The 19,154-nt window shown below is 59.0% G+C and carries 15 protein-coding genes; 4 read left to right on the top strand and 11 right to left on the bottom strand.

All coding sequences use genetic code 11. The annotated features are described in order from the left end of the window. Window positions 1-4: 4 nt before the first annotated feature. Complete coding sequence (locus NHU87_RS01995) at window positions 5-1,078, bottom strand: hypothetical protein (protein WP_253545103.1); 1,074 nt, start codon at window positions 1,076-1,078, stop codon at window positions 5-7. A gap of 377 nt (window positions 1,079-1,455) precedes the next feature. Here NHU87_RS01995 and NHU87_RS02000 point away from each other — a divergent pair, with 377 nt between their 5' ends. Next, complete coding sequence (locus NHU87_RS02000; RefSeq protein ID WP_253545105.1) at window positions 1,456-1,719, top strand: hypothetical protein; 264 nt, start codon at window positions 1,456-1,458, stop codon at window positions 1,717-1,719. A 19-nt stretch (window positions 1,720-1,738) separates the two neighbouring features. Here the strand turns inward: NHU87_RS02000 and NHU87_RS02005 are convergent, their stop codons facing one another. The 8 genes from NHU87_RS02005 to NHU87_RS02045 form a co-directional block, all read right to left on the bottom strand. Further along, on the bottom strand, window positions 1,739-4,939 hold the full coding sequence (locus NHU87_RS02005) for a glycogen debranching N-terminal domain-containing protein (protein ID WP_367399001.1): 3,201 nt from the start codon (window positions 4,937-4,939) through the stop codon (window positions 1,739-1,741). 335 nt (window positions 4,940-5,274) lie between these two features. Next, window positions 5,275-6,222 carry an NAD-dependent epimerase/dehydratase family protein gene (locus tag NHU87_RS02015; RefSeq protein ID WP_253545107.1) on the bottom strand — a complete coding sequence of 316 codons (948 nt, stop codon included), beginning with the start codon at window positions 6,220-6,222 and terminating at the stop codon, window positions 5,275-5,277. A 7-nt stretch (window positions 6,223-6,229) separates the two neighbouring features. Further along, on the bottom strand, window positions 6,230-7,351 hold the full coding sequence (locus NHU87_RS02020) for an HlyD family secretion protein (RefSeq protein WP_253545109.1): 1,122 nt from the start codon (window positions 7,349-7,351) through the stop codon (window positions 6,230-6,232). Window positions 7,352-7,357: 6 nt separating this feature from the next. After that, window positions 7,358-9,541, bottom strand: a complete 2,184-nt coding sequence (locus tag NHU87_RS02025) for a TolC family protein (RefSeq protein WP_253545111.1) — start codon at window positions 9,539-9,541, stop codon at window positions 7,358-7,360. A 1-nt stretch (window position 9,542) separates the two neighbouring features. Further along, window positions 9,543-10,859, bottom strand: coding sequence for a glycosyltransferase family 2 protein (locus NHU87_RS02030; protein WP_253545113.1), 1,317 nt, complete (start codon window positions 10,857-10,859; stop codon window positions 9,543-9,545). A 15-nt stretch (window positions 10,860-10,874) separates the two neighbouring features. Next, window positions 10,875-12,263 carry a diguanylate cyclase domain-containing protein gene (locus NHU87_RS02035; RefSeq protein WP_253545116.1) on the bottom strand — a complete coding sequence of 463 codons (1,389 nt, stop codon included), beginning with the start codon at window positions 12,261-12,263 and terminating at the stop codon, window positions 10,875-10,877. A 462-nt stretch (window positions 12,264-12,725) separates the two neighbouring features. Next, window positions 12,726-13,391, bottom strand: a complete 666-nt coding sequence (locus NHU87_RS02040; RefSeq protein ID WP_253545119.1) for a DUF2238 domain-containing protein — start codon at window positions 13,389-13,391, stop codon at window positions 12,726-12,728. Between the two features lie 423 nt (window positions 13,392-13,814). Further along, window positions 13,815-14,669 (bottom strand): LysR substrate-binding domain-containing protein, encoded by an 855-nt coding sequence (locus NHU87_RS02045; RefSeq protein WP_253545121.1) that lies wholly within the window; start codon window positions 14,667-14,669, stop codon window positions 13,815-13,817. A 95-nt stretch (window positions 14,670-14,764) separates the two neighbouring features. On the opposite strand from NHU87_RS02045, the gene NHU87_RS02050 reads away from it, so the two are divergent. The 3 genes from NHU87_RS02050 (at window position 14,765) to NHU87_RS02060 (ending at window position 16,899) form a co-directional block, all read left to right on the top strand. Next, the gene (locus NHU87_RS02050; RefSeq protein WP_253545124.1) at window positions 14,765-15,406 is read left to right on the top strand and encodes an FMN-dependent NADH-azoreductase; all 642 of its coding nucleotides are present in this window, start codon (window positions 14,765-14,767) and stop codon (window positions 15,404-15,406) included. Window positions 15,407-15,486: 80 nt separating this feature from the next. Continuing rightward, on the top strand, window positions 15,487-15,867 hold the full coding sequence (locus NHU87_RS02055) for a RidA family protein (protein WP_038983873.1): 381 nt from the start codon (window positions 15,487-15,489) through the stop codon (window positions 15,865-15,867). 138 nt (window positions 15,868-16,005) lie between these two features. After that, complete coding sequence (locus NHU87_RS02060) at window positions 16,006-16,899, top strand: LysR family transcriptional regulator (protein WP_253545126.1); 894 nt, start codon at window positions 16,006-16,008, stop codon at window positions 16,897-16,899. Here the strand turns inward: NHU87_RS02060 and NHU87_RS02065 are convergent. Next, a complete protein-coding gene (locus NHU87_RS02065; protein ID WP_253545128.1) occupies window positions 16,887-18,062 on the bottom strand; it encodes a (R)-mandelonitrile lyase in 1,176 nt (391 codons plus the stop codon). The genes NHU87_RS02060 and NHU87_RS02065 overlap by 13 nt on opposite strands. Before the next feature lie 18 nt (window positions 18,063-18,080). Continuing rightward, on the bottom strand, window positions 18,081-19,133 hold the full coding sequence (locus NHU87_RS02070; protein WP_253545130.1) for an alpha/beta hydrolase: 1,053 nt from the start codon (window positions 19,131-19,133) through the stop codon (window positions 18,081-18,083). Window positions 19,134-19,154: the final 21 nt, after the last annotated feature.

Here is a 19,154-nt window from a genome sequence, read left to right on the forward strand (position 1 = left end):
CAAGTTATGGGTTGATCCGCTGGGTAGTCGAATCAGCGTGGCTCCAATCGACAGTTCCTGCATCCAGACCGACCGACGGCTCGGCTGGCGGTTCGAGGGTGAGGGCCAGGCTGCCCTCGATCTGCCTGGCCATGTACAGCGTTCCGGCCATGACGCCGGTGGCGGGGTTTTGCACCAGCTTCACCCATGCCTTGTCGAACGAGTTGCCCAGGCTGCTGCGGATCAGCGCTTCGCTATCGGGCCGATCGTTGGCCTGAATAATCGCGCGCACCCCCGCCACCCCCACGGAAATCAACGCCCCGGCCGCCTTCCCGGCCACTGCCGCCACCGCACTGGCCGCCCCTCGGGGGGCCATTTCGGCTTGTATTCGCTTGCTGGCACGCTTGGCCACCGGCGCCATGCCGGCGTCCGTCGAAGCAATACCCTTTTCGCCGCCCGCCGTGTGGATCGTGTCGATCAGCGCCAGATAGGCCGGCAATTTGCTCAGCTCGGCATGCACCACCTGATACAGCGAAGCGTCACGGGCGGACGGTGGGCCGAGTGAAATAGCCGGGATTTTCTGGATGCGACCGTTGAGCTGCGCCATTGGCACGCCATGACGTTTGGAAATAACCTCGAGTTGCTGACCCATCAGTTGCACATAAAACTCTGTCGCCTGGCCGAGGATCGCGTCGGGATCGATCTCCACCGCCACCGGTTCCAGCACGCGTCGGTGATATTGCTCCAGCAAATAAGCCGACAGGCGTTTGACCGTCGCATCCTGCTCGTCCCCGGCATTGATGGCGTACCAGCTGACTTTCATCGACAGCCATTCCTGGGTCCAGTAGCTGCTGAACCACGGAATGAAGACTTCTTCGGTTTGCTGATAAACCCGCGTGCGCCAGTGCTCCATGGACCCGCGGGCAAAGACTCTGGCCTGTTCGGTGGCCTGTTGCGAAGCGGCGACAATCTCCCGGTCCACCTGCTGCCAAGTGCTCTGGGACACCACCACCGGCACCACGACTACTGGGGCAGGCGTGGGCGTGGCGCATCCCGCCAATATCACCAACACAGCGACGATCAGCGAACGCAGGTTCAAGATCGCGGTGTCCTACAGACTTCGCCGAACGGAGTGTTCGACGCTAAAGAGCGTGCTGATTTGAGTATAGGTCGGGGCCGGGGGCCGTCTGTCAGATGGATGGGTGCCGCCCTCCAGGACGCCTTCGCGGGCAGCGAAAAGCCTTCAAGATCACCGAAGATCACCACCATCATTCACATCAATATTCACCATCGCCACGAACGCCTTCCGCAAAAAAACCGTCAGGTGCAGGATTAATCTCATCCCCAATCAAACCCCGCACCGGAGGGGCAAATCATGTTGATCCATCTCCTGACCTGCCTGGCCCTGACGGCCGTCACCCTGACCTTGTTTTCCCGCTTCGTGCTGGACATCGATAAAATCGAGGAGCCGAAATCATGATTTATGCCATCAGCCTCGCCGTGAGTTTTCCGGTGTTCGGCAGCAACTACTATTCGCAACAGGTCGTGTCTCGCAAAGCAGTGGCGCTGGTGTTCGACGAGCACTTCGAGGGCTTGCTGATGCCGGCAGCGGCCAACCACTTCAGTAACGAAGTGGTCGGGCTCAACGATCAGTTCCGCTTTTTGAACGATGTGCTGCTCGAGCATCTGCTGGAGACCGAAATGACTCAGCCCCTTTCGGCACAAGCGTTCACCTTCTGACACGCTCGTGCCCATCTTGCTAACTGGTACTCAGGATCCGCACCGGGCCTTGCCGATTGAGAACTTCGATCATGACGTTTTCTCCCGAGCGCCTGAGCATCAAGTCCACGCATTCAGAACCCACTGCCAAACGCTGTATGGCGATGGTGTCCAAAAACGCCGGGAGCACCGGTTCGTCGAACAGAATGTTGAGCTTCCTCGGCCTGAAGCTCAGCCCCAGGCAGGACTGAATCATCGACAACGGCGCAGCAGCGGCCCAGGCCTGAGGCATGCAGGCGACTGGATAGAACGTCGGCCCCTGGGTGCGTTGCCGGGCAAAGCCGCAGAACAGTTCGGGCAAGCGCCGCAGATCGATGTAGGTCGAGGCAGCGAACAGACCTTCGAAAATCCGCGCCGCGTCCCGACGGTAACCGTAGCGGGCGAAGCCGGCGGCGATCAGCGCATTGTCGTGGGGCCAGACAGAACCGTTGTGATAACTCATCGGGTTATAGCGAGCCTGGGAGGACGCGACGGTGCGCACGCCCCAGCCGGAAAAGGATGAGCGGTCCATCAGGGTGCTGACGACCGATGCCGCGCGTTCCGGGTACGCGATGCCCGCGAACAGCGCATGGCCAGCATTGGAGGTACGGATTCGACAGGGCTTCTTGTTGCCATCCAGCGCCAATACATAAGTGCCCAGTTCTTCGTCGAAGAAGCGGTTATCGAATTCTTCGCGCAAGCGTTGCGCCTTGTATTTCAGGCGTTGGGCCCGCTCTGGATCACCCAGCCGACGGGCGATTTTGGCGGCACCGGTCCAGGCGCCATACACATAGGCCTGAACTTCGACAATCGCAATCGGGCCCACGGCCATTTGCCCATCGGCATGGAAAACCGAATCGTGGCTGTCCTTCCAGCCCTGGTTGATCAGCCCCTCGGCGGACTGCCGGCCATACTCGACAAAACCGTCGCCATCGCGGTCGCCGTATTCCTCGATCCAGCTCAGCGCCGCCTCAATATTCGGCCAGAGCTGACGCACCGTGCCCAAATCATTGGTGCGCTCCAGGTACGCGGCGGCCAGCATGACGAACAGCGGCGTGGAGTCGATGCTGCCGTAGTAGCGTCGGAACGGCACTTCGCCCAGTTCGGCCATTTCTCCGAGTCGTATTTCGTGCAGGATTTTACCGGGCTCGGAATCGGCATGGGCGTCGACGATGGTTGCCTGATTGGCGGCCAGATGCCCGAGCACGCCTTTGGCGATACCGGGATCGAACCACAGCATCTCCCATGCCGTGATCAGCGCATCTCGTCCGAAAACGGTGCTGAACCATGGAATGCCGGCATAGGGATATAGCCCCTCGGGGGTTTTGGTCATGAGCATGTAGAGGTCGGAAACGCTGCGGCTGACCGCCTCGTTGAACACATCGTGGGAGGTCAGCACCGAGGCCGCCCGCGAAGAGAATGTGCGTAACTCGCGCCGGGCATCGCGCAATGAAATAAAGAACCCGTGGCGCACCGTAAACGGTGGGTTTTGCACACCGCAATTGATGTCCATGAACAGTGACTGGCTTTCCCCCGGGGCCAGCCGAACCTCGAACAACGCCGAATCGCAGGTCAGGCTGGCCGGCACCGGAGCGAAACGCAGGCGAGTCATGCGCCGCTTGTGGTCCAGGCCGGTATAGGAAAGCACCACTTCTTCATCGGTGATCTCTGCCCGGTGCCCTTCACCGCGTTGCGGACGCCGGGCACCGCGAACTTCGAACAGGTCTTTGAAGTCGGCCGCGAACTGGATTCTCAATTGCAGATGCCGGGGGGCATCGTCGAAATTGCGCAGGGTCAGGCGTTCGTAGCAGGAGCCTTTCCATAAGAACCGTGAGCGGCGCAGATGGATCAAATCGTGGGGCAGGATTTTATCGCCATGTGCATCGAACAAATCCGGGTTGGTCAGGTCGCAGGTGAGCATCGCGTTGTCATCACGCAACGTCGAACTGAGCAATAGCGGCCGCGCGCCGTTGAGCGTCAGGTAGAGCCCGGAAAGGTGTCGGGTATCGGTATGGAAAATCCCTTGCGGGCTGTCGTCCGCAAACAGCACGTCGCCATTGGGATCGAACACCCCAAAGGTGTCGTTGTTTTTCAGGTTACGCAAACGCAGCTCCTGCAGCGACGCGGTGGCCGGAATATCGAAGGGCGTGGAGGGATGGCCATAGGTGTTGCCCGCCGTCAGATGGCGATACAACTCCAGATAGTGATTGGTCATGCGCTCGACCGTGAACCGTTCGTCGAACCTGGCCCGCACCTTGCGCCGATCCAGCTCTGCCAACCGCTGCACCGCCGCTACCGCCCCAGGGATTCCATCGACGATGTAACCGGACACACCCTCGTCGATCACTTCCGGCACTGAGCCCTGACCAAACGCAATCACCGGCGTGCCGCAGGCCATGGCTTCGATCATGACCAGACCGAACGGCTCTGGCCAGTCGATGGGAAAGAGCATGGCGCGGGCATTGCCCAGCAAGTCTGCCTTTTGCGATTCATCGATCTCGCCGAGAAATTCGACATTCGGATGGGTGGCGATCATCGGTGCGATGACTTCTTCCCAATACACTTGATCCGCCTTGTCGACCTTGGCCGCGATCTTCAGTGACAACCCGGCCTTCGAGGCAATCTCGATGGCCCGGTCCGGGCGTTTTTCGGGAGAAATGCGCCCCAGAAACACCAGATAGTCGCCGCTTGGTTCGGGGTTGAACGTCAGCAGGTCGCTCGGAATGCCGTGATAGACATTGCCCACCCAATTGACGTCGCCCTTCACCGGGGTGCGCTGCGCCTTGGAAATCGAAACCAGCGGCACCTCGGGAAAGTGAGGGTAGAAGGATTGGTAATCGCCAATATCCAGACGCCCGTGAAGCGTAGTCACGCTGCGCCCGGCCAAGTGCCGAATCAAGGGAAAATGGTAGATATCGATATGAAAATGCATCACGTCGAATTGGTCCGCCTGACGCAACACCTGATCGAGCATCAGAATGTGATGAGGTGCTCCGTCCTTGACGCGTGGATCGAACCGCAGGGCCTGGTGCGCGCTCGACTCCAGACGTGCCGAGGTTTGCGAATCACCGCTGGCGAAGAGCGTGACATCGTGTCCCTGTCGCACCAATTCTTCAGTCAGGTAAGACACAATCCGCTCAGTGCCACCGTACAACCGGGGCGGACAACGTTCGGTAAGCGGCGCGATCTGAGCGATCCTCATTGAGGGGCCCTCCGTCATGGGGTCGAAGGATAAAGGCCTCCTGCGCCTCGGCGTTTCTGTTCGCCGAGGTGTGGCGGCTTTATCCTCGATTGACGGTGCATTCGCCATAACAGTTCCATCCGGTTATACGACCTGTAGCAGCTGCCGAGCCCGCGAGGCTGCGTCCGGCTGCGAAGCAGTCGTGAGTCTGTCTGACGCGATATGCCTGATGCACCGCAATTGCCGGTTTTACGACTGCTTCGCAGCCGAACGCAGCCTCGCGGGCTCGGCAGCTGCTACAGAGTGCGTTCGGCTGAATGGCTTAACTTACCGTCATAAAGTTATAGGCCTCGGGCTCACCGGTCGCCGCTCTCCAGACTTCTGAGCAATTGACCTAAGCCGTCTGCAAAACACGTCGGCTCGGTGAACCGAAAACGTTCAAGCAAACGCTGGTTATTGGCCCGGGAATGGCGGATGTCACCGGAGCGCGGTGCAGCGTAATTCAATGCCAGAGGCCGGCCCAGCAGTGTGCTCAACGTGGCCGCCAGCTCGTTGATGCTGGTGGAGCGGTTGAAACCGACATTGACCGGTTCGCCGCTCGGCTCCGATTCTTTCACTGCCTGTACCAGCACCTTTACAAGGTCTTCTACGTAGACGAAATCCCGCGTTTGCTCGCCATCCCCATACACAGTGACGGGCAAGTGTTTCTTGGCTCTTTCGCTGAAGATACTGATGACCCCGGAGTAAGGGGATGAAGGATCCTGGCGCGGTCCGTAAATGTTGAAGAAGCGCAGAATCACTGGCTCCAGACCATGCTGGCGGCGGTAAAAATCGAAGAAATGTTCACTGGCCAGTTTGTCCGCGGCATAGGGCGTCAACGGGGCTTTGGGCGTGTCTTCGGTGATGGCCGTGCCTTCGCCGTTGTTGCCATAGATGGCGGCGCTGGAGGCGAACACCACCCTTCTCAGGCCGGCCTGGCGCATGGCTTCGCAGATATTCAGCGTCCCGATGAAGTTGCTTTGGTGAGTGGCGACCGGGTCTTCGACCGACGCCTGAACCGAGGCGACCGCGGCCAGATGCACCACCGCGCTGCAATCTTTCAGCGCGCGCTCCACTGTCGGCCCGTCCGCGACATCCCCGACTATCAGGCTCAAATGCGCACGATCCACCGGCAGATTCGCCAGTTTGCCGGTTGAAAGATCATCCAGTACCCGTACGCCATAGCCGTTTTCAAGCAAGGCTTCGACCAGGTGCGAACCAATGAAGCCCGCGCCACCTGTCACAAGAATTCGATCAGCAGACATGGCAAATTCACTCTGGAGTAGTGGTTGTAGGTCGATCCATCGCGACGAACTCCTCGACTCTTTCCATGAGCTCCCGGCCGGCGCTGAACATCTCTTGCCAGTCCGTGGGAAAGCGAACATTCAAGGGCAATTGATCGATTCGCCAGCGCGACGGCAGTGGGTCATCGAACCGGGCTGCAACCTGCAAGCCCATTTCACTGGCGGCAAACGGGCCGCGCAGCACCGTCGGCGTGCGCCCGGCGCTGTCTACTGCCTGCACCACATGCGCGGCCAGCCACTGGCCATCCGGCATGCGCACGCGCAGCGGCTGACCGATCGCGGCGTAACTGATATTGAGCGGTTCCAGATAAATCCATAGCAGCGGGTCCTCCAACCGCTCCAGGCGCATCAACAACGTGCCGGCGCCGACGTTTTCGCCGGGCGTCACCAGCACTTCCGCGATCCGGCCGCTCTGCCCCGCCTTGATCGACAACGCGGCGAGACGTGTCTTCAACCACTGCTGCTCGGCGTTCTGCTGAATGATCTCGCGCTCAACGCCCTGGGAGGGCTGACGCGCCAGTTGTTCGCGGCGTTCGAACGCCAACAAGTCCGCTCGAAACCCGTCGAGCTCCGACTGCGCCGCCAGCACTTCACCGCGAGCGGCCGCGCCTTGGCCAACCAGATACTCCAATTCGCTGATTTTTTGTTCCGCCCTGCCGATTCGGGTCTTGAGTAACTGGCGTTCGCGACCGCCCAGTTGGGCAGTGACTTTGCCCGTGCCGGTGCCCGTCGCCTTGGTCGGCATGGCGGCCAGTTGCGCCAATCGGGCCCGCCATTCCGGGTTGTCCAGGGTGACCAGCATTTGATCGGCCTGGACTTGCTCACCGGCCTTGGCAAACAGCTGATCGACCCGGCCGGCATCGCGCGCGCGCACCTCGTAAATCGGCAGGCGCAATTGCGCCGGCGCGTCGATCATCAGCATGCTGTACGCCAGTTTTCCACCGAGCCAGATCAAGGGGCTGGCAACCAGCAACAGAATCAAATACCAGCGCGCGCGAAAGGCCATGCGCTTGCCCGGTGCGTACAGCACGCTCAAGCCCTGTTCCTGGGTGGGGTTCAATTCTTTGCGACTATCGAAACGAATTTTCATGACGGCTCACCGTTTTGGGAAGTCTCTCCAGGCCTGCCAGTCAATACCGGCAACCCCCCGCGGTTGTAATTGTTCGCGCCAGGCGCTGGCCTGATGTTTCAACTGTTCAGTCGATGCGCCAGCCCAGCTTTCCGTGGCTGGCAATTCGGGTTCTGTGCTTTGGGCCAAACGAAACTGCAGCGCCGGCCAGCGCTGGGCGATCTGCTCCGTCATGCGTGCGCTGTTTTTCGGGTTGCGGGTGTAGATCATCAGGCTGACCTGACGCACACCGGCGTCGGGAAGCTCACACGGCACACAGGTTTGCCCAGGCTTCGGTTCAGCGAACCAGCGATGATGGCTGGATATTTCCACCGGCCACGGGCTCTCGCTGGACGCCATGCGCAAGGTATCGAGCCAGTTTTTCAGGCGCTGATCCGGGACTGGCATGCCCAGTTGTTCGACTTCGAGGTCCAGATGCAGGCTGCTGAATGCAAGCCCCTTCAACTTCTTCAACAAATCGCTGAGCTGATGGCGATCCGGCGGCTCGATCCAGCTCGAATCGCCGAGCAACAGACTCACTTGCAGATCTTCTCGGGCCGCGTCCTGAAGCAGTTGCTCCAGCCGTCGCCGGGTGGTCACCAAGTCATTGACCTGTGCGCCCTTGAGGCCGAGGTAGATTTTGTCCATCCCGGCCTTGCGCAGCGCCTGAAGCTCCGTCTCACGCCGATCAGGGTCGAGCAACGCTTCACTGTCCCAGACGTAACTGGCCTGGGACCATTTGCCCGCCCCCGTCCCTGCCCCAGCCCCGACTTTCGGCGCTGCCGCTGACGTGGACGCCAGCAAGAAACGCGGTTGCGCGAGTTCAAGTGCTGCTGATGCAGAGGCAGGCGCCACAATAGACGAGGCCGCCACCGACGGCACCAGCGGGGTCCATTCCTGATGCTCAGTGCCCAGCAACGCGGAGAAGCGCGGGTTGTCATCGATGAACAGGTTCAAATCGGCCTGACGCAACCAGGCGGTGTGCCAGGCTGCAATCCGTTCGAAACCGGTCTGAAAATAGAGGCGCTGGGTGGTCAGCGAGGTTTCCAGGTTATTGCCCGAGACGGAACGCTTGCGTTCTTCATCAAGCGCCCTTTCCGCGATTTGCCATTGTTGGGTCCGTTGATTGATCGTCGCCAACGCAGAGTTCTGCGCGCGTAGCGTTTTGCTCAGTTCCTGCCCCAGCGCACGCTGTTCGGCGGTGACCCGTTCGGTCGCCGCCTCGTAGCGTGCTTCGGCGACTTGCCGACGCGCACGCGTGTTGCCGACCAGATCAAACGGCACGGAAAACACCAGGTTGGCTTCCAGGCCGCTGCCGGCCTTATCCGAGCCGCTGCGGTATTCCCGCGAGCCGGCGAGGATCACGTCGGAATCGATAGAGGAATACCAGGGATTGTCGCGCTCTCGATCAGCCTGTTCGCGCAGGTTTTGCTTTTCGGTCACCCGTGGATGTTGATTCATCACGGTCTGCCATTGGGCCAGGGGTTGCGGCCTGAGCGCCAAAGGCTCGGCCACGGCTTGCGCGGAGGGCGGGATATCGGTCATGGCGACGCTGGACAAATCCTCGCGAATTTCAGTCTCGACCTGATGCAATGCATTGCAGCGGTCGGCGACGCCCGCCCATTCACTCATTTGCAACTGGGCTTCAGAGACGCGCATCAGGCCGCTCTGTAACCGCGTGCGAATGGCGTTGTCGGCATTCTGGGCAATCGGGGTCAGCCTGCCGCACAACGCGACCTCCTGTTGCACACGCCACCAATCCGCGTAGGCGCTGCGCACGGCCAGACGCTGGGCGGCGCGCACCAAAGCCACGCGCATCTGCTGCCGTTGCCGCTCGTATTGACTGGCCTGCACCAGATCCAGCTGACGCTTGAGGCTCCCCAACAATGGGTGACGGATTCCCAGGCTGACATTGCGCCCGTAGTAATCATCGCGTACGTCATCGGTCACCAGTTCCCGATAACGACCGGTGCCGGCAGTGGCAAAGGCCTGCCAGCCGGCCCTGTCTTTCTGAAGTTTGGTTTCTCCATCAAGGGCTCGCAGGTCGGCCTCGCCGGCGCGAAACAGGGGGTCCGATTGTTGCTTGTCGATCAAATCCTGAAGGGGCAGCGGTTGTGCGACAAGCGCCGCAGGGGGTAGCGACAGCGTCAAGGCTAGCAGTACGGATCGCATATCAAAACCTCGTGGCTCGTTTAAGAACCCACCACGGCGCCATAGAGGTCTCTTCATGGCCTCGACGAAACATCTCGTTGAGCATGGCCACTGCGCTCCAGCACCGAATGAGTAGCATGAACAGAGGGAAGACAGGCACCAACAACGCCAGGGTCACGTCCTGTCGAGGTCGATCGGACACCATCGTCAACATGGCGCCGAACAGCAGCATGGTGATCAACAGGTACAGTAGGTAGATCAGCGCAAACAGAAACAACAGCGTCTTGCCCGGCAAAATGAATAACGCCAGCAAGGTGTAGATGAGGATGATGAAGGGCAGCACCAACTGGAAAAAGAAGCCACTGACCAGGATCATCAGGAAGCTTCGCCAGCCCAGTAAATCCGGGTTGATGTTGTGGTTGTGCTTTCTGACGTAGAGAAAAAACAGGTCGCCGTCCCAGCGCAAACGCTGCATCAGAAACTGCCTGAGGGTCGCGGGTGCATCGGTGTGCCCGATCGCTTCCGGCTCGAAAGGAATCTTCAAGTCATATCGCTTGAAGTAACTTTTGATGCGCAGCGTCAGGTCCAGATCTTCCGCGGTATGGGTGTTCCAGCCACCGATTTTCATCAGAAAACTGCGACGGAAAGCGCCAAAGGCACCTGAGACGTTATTCACCAGGTTCCATTCGGCCAGACCGATTTTCGACATGTGAATCGACAACACGTATTCCAGCGCCTGCATCGCCGTGACCCAGGAGCCCCAGACATTGCGCACCCGCAGACTGCCAGCGACCGCAGGCACCGAAGGGTCTTCGAAATTGCGCACGATGGCGCTGACCATGTTGTTGTCGAAGGATGTATCTCCGTCGAGCGCCATCACGATTTCGCCGCTGGCGTGGGCCAGGCCGGCGTTCAGTGACGACACCCGTCCGCCCCTCTGCCATTTGGCAATCGGGCGCAAATGGCGCCGGGGGTACAACAGCGGGTCCACGTAAAAACTGCGAACGGCACTGAGCGTCGGTTGATTCATCGTGGCGCCGTCCACCACCGGAATCATCTCGATGTGGCCGGGGTACGTCTGCTCGCACAGGCTTAACAACGTGGTCTGGACATCCATCCCTTCGCTGTAGCAGGTGATGATGCAAGAGACTTTGGGCCGATAGAGACTGGTCTTCGGCACGCTGGTGCGTCGACGGGCAAACCAGCGCAATACGCCGAGGAGCACCATGATCGTCAGTGGCAATTCAAACATCAGAAACAACGGAAAGAGCATGAAGAACAATCGGCTCAGACCATCCGTCCCCATGAGCGCGCTGAGCAGGCTATAGAGTTGCTCCATTAGCGGGCTCATGGCTTAAATCAACTCGCTGGCAAGGCGGGCCAGCAGCAGCTCACCGTCTTCTTGCTCGAGTAAATCCCCGGGGGCCGTGAAACTGACGACGCGCAGGGAAATGTCACTGACCTCCGGTGCGGAAAACAATTCGGCGACCCGGCCCAGACGCTGGGTGACAAACTCCAGCCCTTTGCTATCGGTGTGCGGCAGCATGATCCAGAAGAACTCTTCGGTGCTTCGCGAACAGCGGTCGGTTTCCCTGACGGATTCCTTCAGCCGATCCGTCAGGCTATCGATGAAAGCATGCCCGCGGTGCTCGCCAAGACGCGCCAGCGTACCGGCCAGATTGACGAAGCGCAGGCCGAGCAGTGAGAACGCTGGCTGCTGGTAACGGCGCACCACCTGAAGCTGCCAGGTCAAAAGCTCGTAGAAATCTTTGCCGCCCAATAAATTGAGGCGGCCGAAATGGTTGATCGATCGATCATTGAAGTCCTGGCGACACCGGAAGCGCCCCGCTTCCGCCAGGCGAAAGTCTCGAACTTCGCGTATGCGCAACTTGTCGGGCGCGTGGGACAAGCCGCAATCCAGGCAGCGCGCCTGCACATCGGCATCGACAAAAAACGCCTGGCATGAACGGCAGCGATAATTTTCCAAAGGGCGGTCGTAGTCACTGCCAATGTGCCGCAAACGGTTCAGGCAGTTGGGGCAGAGCAACAGGCCATCCTTGAGAAACGACTCCTGACTGCCCACGTGACCACAGGTGAAGCAGTGCAATGAAGGTTGCCGTGAAATGTCCATCGCCTGGCATTCGGCGCACACATCAATGTAATTGAGGCGCCCCGAACCACAGTCCGAACATAGACGAACCCGATCGACCAGCACACCTTCTTCCAGCCATTCGTGCTGCACCATCAAACTGAGCCAGGCAAACGGGTTGACCTGCTCGCTATCCGCCAGTGCCTCGAGCAGCGGATAGCGATAATGCTGGGGGACTTCGGGGTCGCGCAGGGCATACACATGGGCGTCGGCGCGCAACCACAGCCACGACAACACCCGACCTTCAAACCGCTCGGGCGCAGAACCCTGTCGGAACAGGTTGAAGCGCTCTCGCCAAATACCCCACAGCGTTTTTATTTCGCTTGTCTCGGCAGGGCATGCACCATCGCCCAGTGCTTCACACCAGCCATCCTGATCCCGACAGCAGTAAACAAGCTGATAGCGATAGGCCGTAGTTGAGCGCAATTTGCGCAGAACTCGCCCGGCATAAGCCGCGGGCATATCAAGCAACAGCACATCAAATGCAGGCGCAGCCAATAAGCTGCTTAGATCCGAAAAGTGTTTGAGGTCAGGGATATTAGAACTGGCAACTCTATTACCAAGAACCGCAATACGAGGATTTGGAGTCGACATGATGCACTCCCCCTAAGAAGCGAGCTAAGTGTGATCCAACACAAGACTACCAACACTAGCACTCCGTCAGAAAAATGCCCGACTAATTACCTAGTTATTTTTTGACACTAAGAACGCCAAAATCTCGCCACCAAAAAGTTGCAACCACCTATTAATCACCCCATTACCAATTAATTAACAAACTCAAATAATATACATATAAATCAATTATTTGTGATTATAGCAAGCTAAGCAACAAGGCGTTTTGGATGGATATACAGGGTATTCAAATGCGTCTTGTTGCCAATCGAAAAACCTTTTGCCAAATTGCAGGCGCACTCGCGTGTCAGCGATACTACCCGGCATTCAATAAGTTCAACGTTATTCGTCGGCAAAACAACTACAACTGCATACTTGAATGTGTAACAACCCCTTTACATTAGCGGCTTATCGACATCATTCAATTAGAACACTTTATAACTTTCATGAATTGTTTTCTGAGCCACTTAATAAAGAGTTGTGATGACTAAACCGTCGCCAGAGATGAATAACCAATAACGTGAAGAATGCAGCGGCCACTGCCAGCGCCATATCGGCCTGAGAGTCCCATGGGTCATTTTGTGCAGCGACAAAAGCCTTCGCCGTGTCTCTTCCCAAGTACTGCCCCCCTATCCATTCGACGATTTCATAGACAGCCGAGGTCGACAGGATAATATTCAGCGCGATAAACCCGACCCAGAATCCCCGTAGCGGCGTGATTCGCACCAGCACTTCCCGAATCGGATAGACCATCAAGAGTCCATAGGTCAGATGGACCAGCCGATCGTAATGATTGCGTTCAAACCCAAAGGTTTTGTTGAGGCTGATCCCGGTCAAGGCTAAGCACCAGCGGTCGTAGGGCACCAGCGCGTAGGTGTAGTGCGAACCCAGCTCATGAATACACAGAAAAACGAACACCAGGCTGATGGAAACGGCAGACAAACGGAACCGTCGATAAACGCCGACCAGGACCATTACCAGCAGCAGGGCCAACAGATTTTCCAGAACCCAGTCCACTCGGCTATGGGGTGAAATCCCCAGCGCTATGACGATAAGAAGAAATGCAATCAACAGCGCCAGGTCGTATCGCGGATGTGCCTTCGGTTGCATGGCTTGAGCCCCTCCAAAGGTCTCGCTCGGCCACTGTAGATTAGTTGGATTCGCGCACCGCGGTACGACCCGAGACTTGCGCCGCAAAGGCTTATGCAGGCCGGCGCACTGCCCTCACCTTATCCACTATGGGTGCCGATGATCGTAGGAGCTACGTTCAACCGTAGGAGCTGTCGAGCTCCGCGAGGCTGCGATCGGCCTGTAGGAGCTGTCGAGCTTCGCGAGGCTGCGATCGGCTGCGAAGCAGTCGTAAAACCAGAGCTCGCGGTGTATCAGTCAGAACGCGTCATCCGGATTGACGACTGCTTCGCAGCCGATCGCAGCCTCGCGGAGCTCGACAGCTCCTACAGGCCGATCGCAGCTTGGCGGTTCGACAGCTCCTACAAAGAGGAGATCGCGGTTGACAGTAATCGACCCTGACGCTCAAGCCCTTCGCGTGGAGCAGTGCTCCACAATGAGCTGAGTGAGCGCTGCCACAATCGCCTGATCCGCTTCAGCAGAGGCAAACAACCGAAACTGCGCACCCGGCAAATCCGGCAATCCTTGCTCGGCCCCCAGAGCCGCCAGTCCCTGCCCCAATTGACTGACCGTCATGGGTGCCACCGCGAAACCAGCCAACGCCGCCGCTCGCAACCCGGCGGTGCTGGTGCATGACATCGCCGTACGTTGGGCGATCCCCGCCTGAGCCAGCCGCCTCAACGCTATCTCACGATAAGGACAGGGCTCAGGGAACAGCGCCAGCGGCAACGGTGTCGGCAATTGGGTGACCGGTTGCGCCGACCAGGCCCATACCAGCGGTTCTTGCCACAGGAGCAACCCCGCTTCACTGGTTTCGCACAGAGAACCGATGACCAACTCAAGATCGCCTTGCTTCATCAGGTTCAACAACGTGCCAGGGATGCCCACTTGCACGTCGATTTCCATGCCCGGGTACTGCGCCGCGAAATCCTGAAAAGCCCGCAGCAATCGCGCTTCGACAAAATCCTCCGACACCCCGATCCGCACCCGCCCGTGAAACGGCGTGCGCGTCAGTTGCGCCCAAGCATCACGGTTCAACGCGAGGATCGTGCGCGCATAAGCAATCAGGCGCTCGCCATCGGGCGTCAATTGCTGGGAACGGGTCGTACGCTTCAACAGCGGTTTACCGACCTGTTCTTCCAGTCGCCGCAAGTGACCGCTGACCGCAGACTGGGTCAGGTGCAGCTTTTCGGCTGCGCGACTGAAACCATCTTCATCGACGACGGTGACGAATGTTTTTAACAACAGCACATCGAACATAGTTTTATTCGTGATTAATGACTTGTTTATTCACGATTTATATTCCAAATAAAACTATGTTGCAATAATCCAACCTCCATCGTCCGAGACACGCCATGACCACCCTTCTGCATATCGAATGTTCCCCGCGCAAACAGCGGTCAGCCTCCCTTGAAGTCGCTCGCAGCTTCATTGCGCGCTATCAAGAAAACACCCCGGACACCGAAATCATTACCCTCGATCTTTGGGAGATGGTGTTGCCGGAATTCGACGGGCAGGCAGTGGACGCCAAATACGCCGGGCTCAATGGCACGCCCTTGACCCCGGCGCAGCAAGACGCCTGGAACACCTTGAAAGATCTGGCCGCGTACCTGCACCGCGCGGACGTCCTGGTGATGTCCGTACCGCTGTGGAATTTCAGCATCCCGTACAAACTCAAGCACTTCATCGACCTGGTGTCGCAGAAAGACATTTTATTCAGCTTCGACCCGGAACGCGGTCTGGAAGGCATGCTGCACAACAAAACCGCCGTGGTGATGTACGCCCGCGGCCTGGATTTTTCAGCGCAGTCGATCACGCCAGCGGAGCGCTTCGACTTTCAGAAACCCTACGTGGAAGCTTGGCTGCAATTCATCGGCGTGAGCGATGTGCACTCGGTGATTGTCGAGAAAACCATCCTGGGGGAAGACGTTGACCTGAGTGCGCGTAAGGCTGCGACTCAGCAGGCCATGAGGCTGGCAGACAGTCTCGTGCTGTAAACTCACCGCGGTACGTTAAGTCGTAATGCGACAGCTGCTACAGCCGCCCCACATACAACCACCTCAAACAAGAGATCCCCATGGCAAACCATGACATCACCTTTCTCCCCGACCCAGACCCGGAATCCATCTCCTCCGACGTCGCCGGTTTCGGTGGCCTGCTGGTCTCCACTCAAATCCCTACCCGCGCCGACGGCAGTCTGGAGCTGGGTGGCATCGCCGAGCAGAGCGAGTGCACTCTGCAAGCGCTCAAGGTGGCGCTGGAGCTTGCCGGCAGTTCCATGGACCGGGTGCTGCATCTGACCATCTACCTCACTGACATGGCCGACCGCGCCGCTTTCAACGAAGTCTACAAGCGCTTCTTCGCCAAGCCCTGGCCGGTTCGCGCCGCCGTTGGCGTAGCCTCTCTGGCCGTCGAAGGTATGCGTGTGGAAGTCACCGCGATGGCGGCCAAGGGCTGAGTCCGCAGAGTTGTCCGGTGGCCCTGCTGCAGCAAGCAGCCCGCCACCGGGCACCCCTTCCATTACGCCCAATGTTGAGCCGGACGATGGGGCGCACAGATGGCATAATCGCAACCTGCTCATAACAGGGGCGTATAAATGACCGCTGAAAGCTACGACCAACTCGCGATCTTCTCGGCCGTGGCAAAGGAGCGCAGTTTCACCCGCGCCGCTGCCAAGCTGGGCATGTCACAGCCCGCTTTGAGTCGGGCGATGCGTCAGTTGGAGGAGCGGCTGGGCGTCAGGCTGCTCTCTCGCACCACCCGAAGCGTATCCCCGACCGAAGCGGGGGAACATCTGCTGCAAGTGATCGCCCCCCGCTTCGAAGAAATCGACAACGAGCTGGCATTGCTCAGCGAATTCCGCGACAAGCCGGCCGGCAAACTGCGCATCACGGCCGGCGAGCATTCCGCGATCACAATCCTGCAACCCGTGCTCGGGAAACTGCTACCCGACAATCCCGATCTGAATATCGAAATCATCGTCGACTACGGCTTTACCGATATCGTGGCTGAGGGTTTCGACGCCGGTGTACGGCTGGGTCAGCAGGTGGCCAAGGACATGATCGCGATGCGCATCGGCCCTGACATGCGCATGGCGGTTGTCGGCTCCCCGGCGTATTTCGCCCGATATTCGAAGCCAGACATCCCGTTTGATCTCATGGAGCACAACTGCATCACCCTGCGCATGCCCACTTACGGCGGCCTGTTTCTCTGGGAGTTCGAAAAAGACGGACAAGAACTGAAAGTTCGGGTCGAAGGCCAACTGGTGTTCAACACCATCGCCATGCGCCTGGAGGCCGCCCTCCAGGGGTTGGGGCTGGCCTATATGCCAGAGGATCTGGTGCAGGAACATGTGGCGCAAGGTCGGTTGATTCGCGTGCTCGAAGATTGGTGCGAGCCGTTTTCTGGCTACCATCTCTATTATCCGAGCCGGCGCCAGAGTTCACCCGCCTTTACATTGCTGCGCGAAGCCCTGCGCTATTTGGGCTGATTGGCCTGCAGGGTGACGTCCAGCGCCGCGCCGGCACGCTTGGCCGCGTCGACGTCGCCTTGGCTGTGCAAAACCTGGATCAGTTGACGCAATTGTGAAGCGCTCAGACCGACCCGCAAACTGGCGGCCATGTGCGAACGCAGTTGCGGCTCCACACCCGGCGTGGCGGCCAGCGCTGCGACCGTCGCCAGCTCTCGACTTTGCCAGTCCAGGTTGTCGCGTTCGAAGATGTCGCCGAACAAATGCGCCTGCAAGTACTGGTTGATAATGGGTGCGAAGTCGAACAGCGGGCCCTGGACGGGCGCACCTGAAATGCGGGTCTGGTTGGCCTTGCCCACCGCCAGCAGTTCATCGCCGGTGGGTATGATGCGACCGGGCTCGCGCCCTGGGGCATCCTGAATGCCGCGTTGTTTGCGCGCCTCCACTACTTTCATCAACTCGCCGAGCGCGTTGAGACTGCGCGGAAAACCGCTGTAGGCGTAGAGTTGCACGAGGATTTCCTTCGCCTCGCTGACGGTCAGCCCCGCATCCAGTCCTTGGTTCAAGGCAGCGTTGAGCCTGGGCATATTGCTCGTGGCCATGGAAGCTGCAATCAACGGGATGGCCTGCTGCCTGGCGGAGAGCACCTCGGAAGCGGCTTGGGCTGCGGGCATGGCTTGTGGCGCCACGGGGCGCTGAGCGCTGTATTGTTCATCGGTGACTTTCTCCAGCCATTGCACGCTCTTGCCATCCACCGCGCCGGTCACAGCCAGATGAGTCATGGTGCTCGTCGGTGCGGCACCGTGCCAATGCTTGACGCCCGGCGGGCAGACGATCACATCTCCCGGGCGAATTTCCTGCACGGGCTTGCCCCACTCCTGCGTCAGGCCCATGCCGGAAATCACCACCAACCGTTGTCCTGCGGGATGGGTATGCCAGGCCGAGTGCGCGCCCGGCTCGAAGGTGACGTAGGCGCCGGACGCATTGATCTCGCCGGTGGCGGGAAACAAGGGATCGACGCGCACCCGCCCGGTGAAATAATTCGCCGGTCCCGCTGCCGAAGCCTGGGTGCCTGCCCGGTTGATCTGCTGGGTGGCCCGAGACTCACTGGCACTGTCTGCACCGGCGGCGCTGGCGAAGGGAGCCGCGGCGCATACCGCGATGCCTAAAAGGGTGTTTTTCATAATGACGGATCCTTCAAGTCAGAGCGTTCTGGCGTAAAACGCGGTCAACTGGCTCATTGCAACGTCCACATACTCAGGCACCCAATAGGTTTCGATATGGGTCGCGCCATCGATCGTGAACAACTTCTTGTCCTGGGTGCCGGTGGCCTTGGCAAAGGCTTGCTCCGACATGTACAGGCTGTCGGCCTTGCTGCCCGCGATCATCAGCAACGGCTTGTCGATCAGTTCGATCTGATCCGTGGCATCGAAGCTCATCAGATCCAGCAGGCTGCTCATGGTGTATTTGAAGGTCGAGTTGGGGTGTGCGTGCGTCTTCCAGTAGTACTCGTAACCCTGTCGATACAGATCAAACGGCAATTTGGCGATCTGCTCATCGGTCAGATTGGCATCCCCTGCATAGCGAATTTCGCCACCCGCCGCTTCCTGGGCGCGGGCTGCAGAGGCCTGCTGCAAGCGCTCCTGAATAGTGGACAGTTGCGAATCCATGTAGCCATTGCGGCGAACCAGCCCGGAGTTGAACATGCTCACGGTCGCGATCGACTGGAAGCGCCTGTCGGTTTGCGCCGCCTTCAATGAATAGCCGCCACCGCCGCAGATGCCAAGCAAGCCTAGACGCGCACTCTCGACGCCCGGATAGCGGGCGATGAAGTCCGCCATGCCATGGATGTCCTCGATGCGATATGCGGATTTGTCCACGTTGCGCGGCTGACCGCCACTGGCACCCTGATACGCCGCATCCGCAGTGATCGTAATGTAGCCCTGATCAGCCAGGCGCTGGGCATACAGCCCTGCGACTTGTTCCTTCACCCCGCCGTTGGGATGCGCCACGATGACGGCGGGATATTTCTTGCCCGAATCATAGTTCGCGGGGGTGTAGACGTTGGCGGAAATGTCCAGGCCGTTGAGTTTGTACGTGACTGGATGGATGTTGACCTTGCCCGGTTCGTTCTTCATCAACGCGCCAGCATAGGTCAATGTGTATGGATTGCGCATGTAGTCCGCGGCCTCGACCTCGGCTGCCGATATCCCGATCATGGCGGCCATAAGGGTGGCCTTTATCGTTCTCTTCATATGAATCTCCTGCCAATTTCT

The sequence above is a fragment of the Pseudomonas mandelii genome, assembly GCF_024138395.1.
In the GTDB taxonomy this organism is placed as follows: Bacteria; Pseudomonadota; Gammaproteobacteria; order Pseudomonadales; family Pseudomonadaceae; genus Aquipseudomonas; species Aquipseudomonas mandelii_E.

Excerpts from the sequence above, each read along its gene's own strand:
- NHU87_RS02000 (WP_253545105.1), top strand. The coding sequence starts at position 1,456 with ATGATTTATGCCATCAGCCTCGCCGTGAGTTTTCCGGTGTTCGGCAGC.
- NHU87_RS02005 (WP_367399001.1), bottom strand. The coding sequence starts at position 4,939 with ATGAGGATCGCTCAGATCGCGCCGCTTACCGAACGTTGTCCGCCCCGG.
- NHU87_RS02015 (WP_253545107.1), bottom strand. The coding sequence starts at position 6,222 with ATGTCTGCTGATCGAATTCTTGTGACAGGTGGCGCGGGCTTCATTGGT.
- NHU87_RS02020 (WP_253545109.1), bottom strand. The coding sequence starts at position 7,351 with ATGAAAATTCGTTTCGATAGTCGCAAAGAATTGAACCCCACCCAGGAA.
- NHU87_RS02025 (WP_253545111.1), bottom strand. The coding sequence starts at position 9,541 with ATGCGATCCGTACTGCTAGCCTTGACGCTGTCGCTACCCCCTGCGGCG.
- NHU87_RS02030 (WP_253545113.1), bottom strand. The coding sequence starts at position 10,859 with ATGGAGCAACTCTATAGCCTGCTCAGCGCGCTCATGGGGACGGATGGT.
- NHU87_RS02035 (WP_253545116.1), bottom strand. The coding sequence starts at position 12,263 with ATGTCGACTCCAAATCCTCGTATTGCGGTTCTTGGTAATAGAGTTGCC.
- NHU87_RS02040 (WP_253545119.1), bottom strand. The coding sequence starts at position 13,391 with ATGCAACCGAAGGCACATCCGCGATACGACCTGGCGCTGTTGATTGCA.
- NHU87_RS02045 (WP_253545121.1), bottom strand. The coding sequence starts at position 14,669 with ATGTTCGATGTGCTGTTGTTAAAAACATTCGTCACCGTCGTCGATGAA.
- NHU87_RS02050 (WP_253545124.1), top strand. The coding sequence starts at position 14,765 with ATGACCACCCTTCTGCATATCGAATGTTCCCCGCGCAAACAGCGGTCA.
- NHU87_RS02055 (WP_038983873.1), top strand. The coding sequence starts at position 15,487 with ATGGCAAACCATGACATCACCTTTCTCCCCGACCCAGACCCGGAATCC.
- NHU87_RS02060 (WP_253545126.1), top strand. The coding sequence starts at position 16,006 with ATGACCGCTGAAAGCTACGACCAACTCGCGATCTTCTCGGCCGTGGCA.
- NHU87_RS02065 (WP_253545128.1), bottom strand. The coding sequence starts at position 18,062 with ATGAAAAACACCCTTTTAGGCATCGCGGTATGCGCCGCGGCTCCCTTC.
- NHU87_RS02070 (WP_253545130.1), bottom strand. The coding sequence starts at position 19,133 with ATGAAGAGAACGATAAAGGCCACCCTTATGGCCGCCATGATCGGGATA.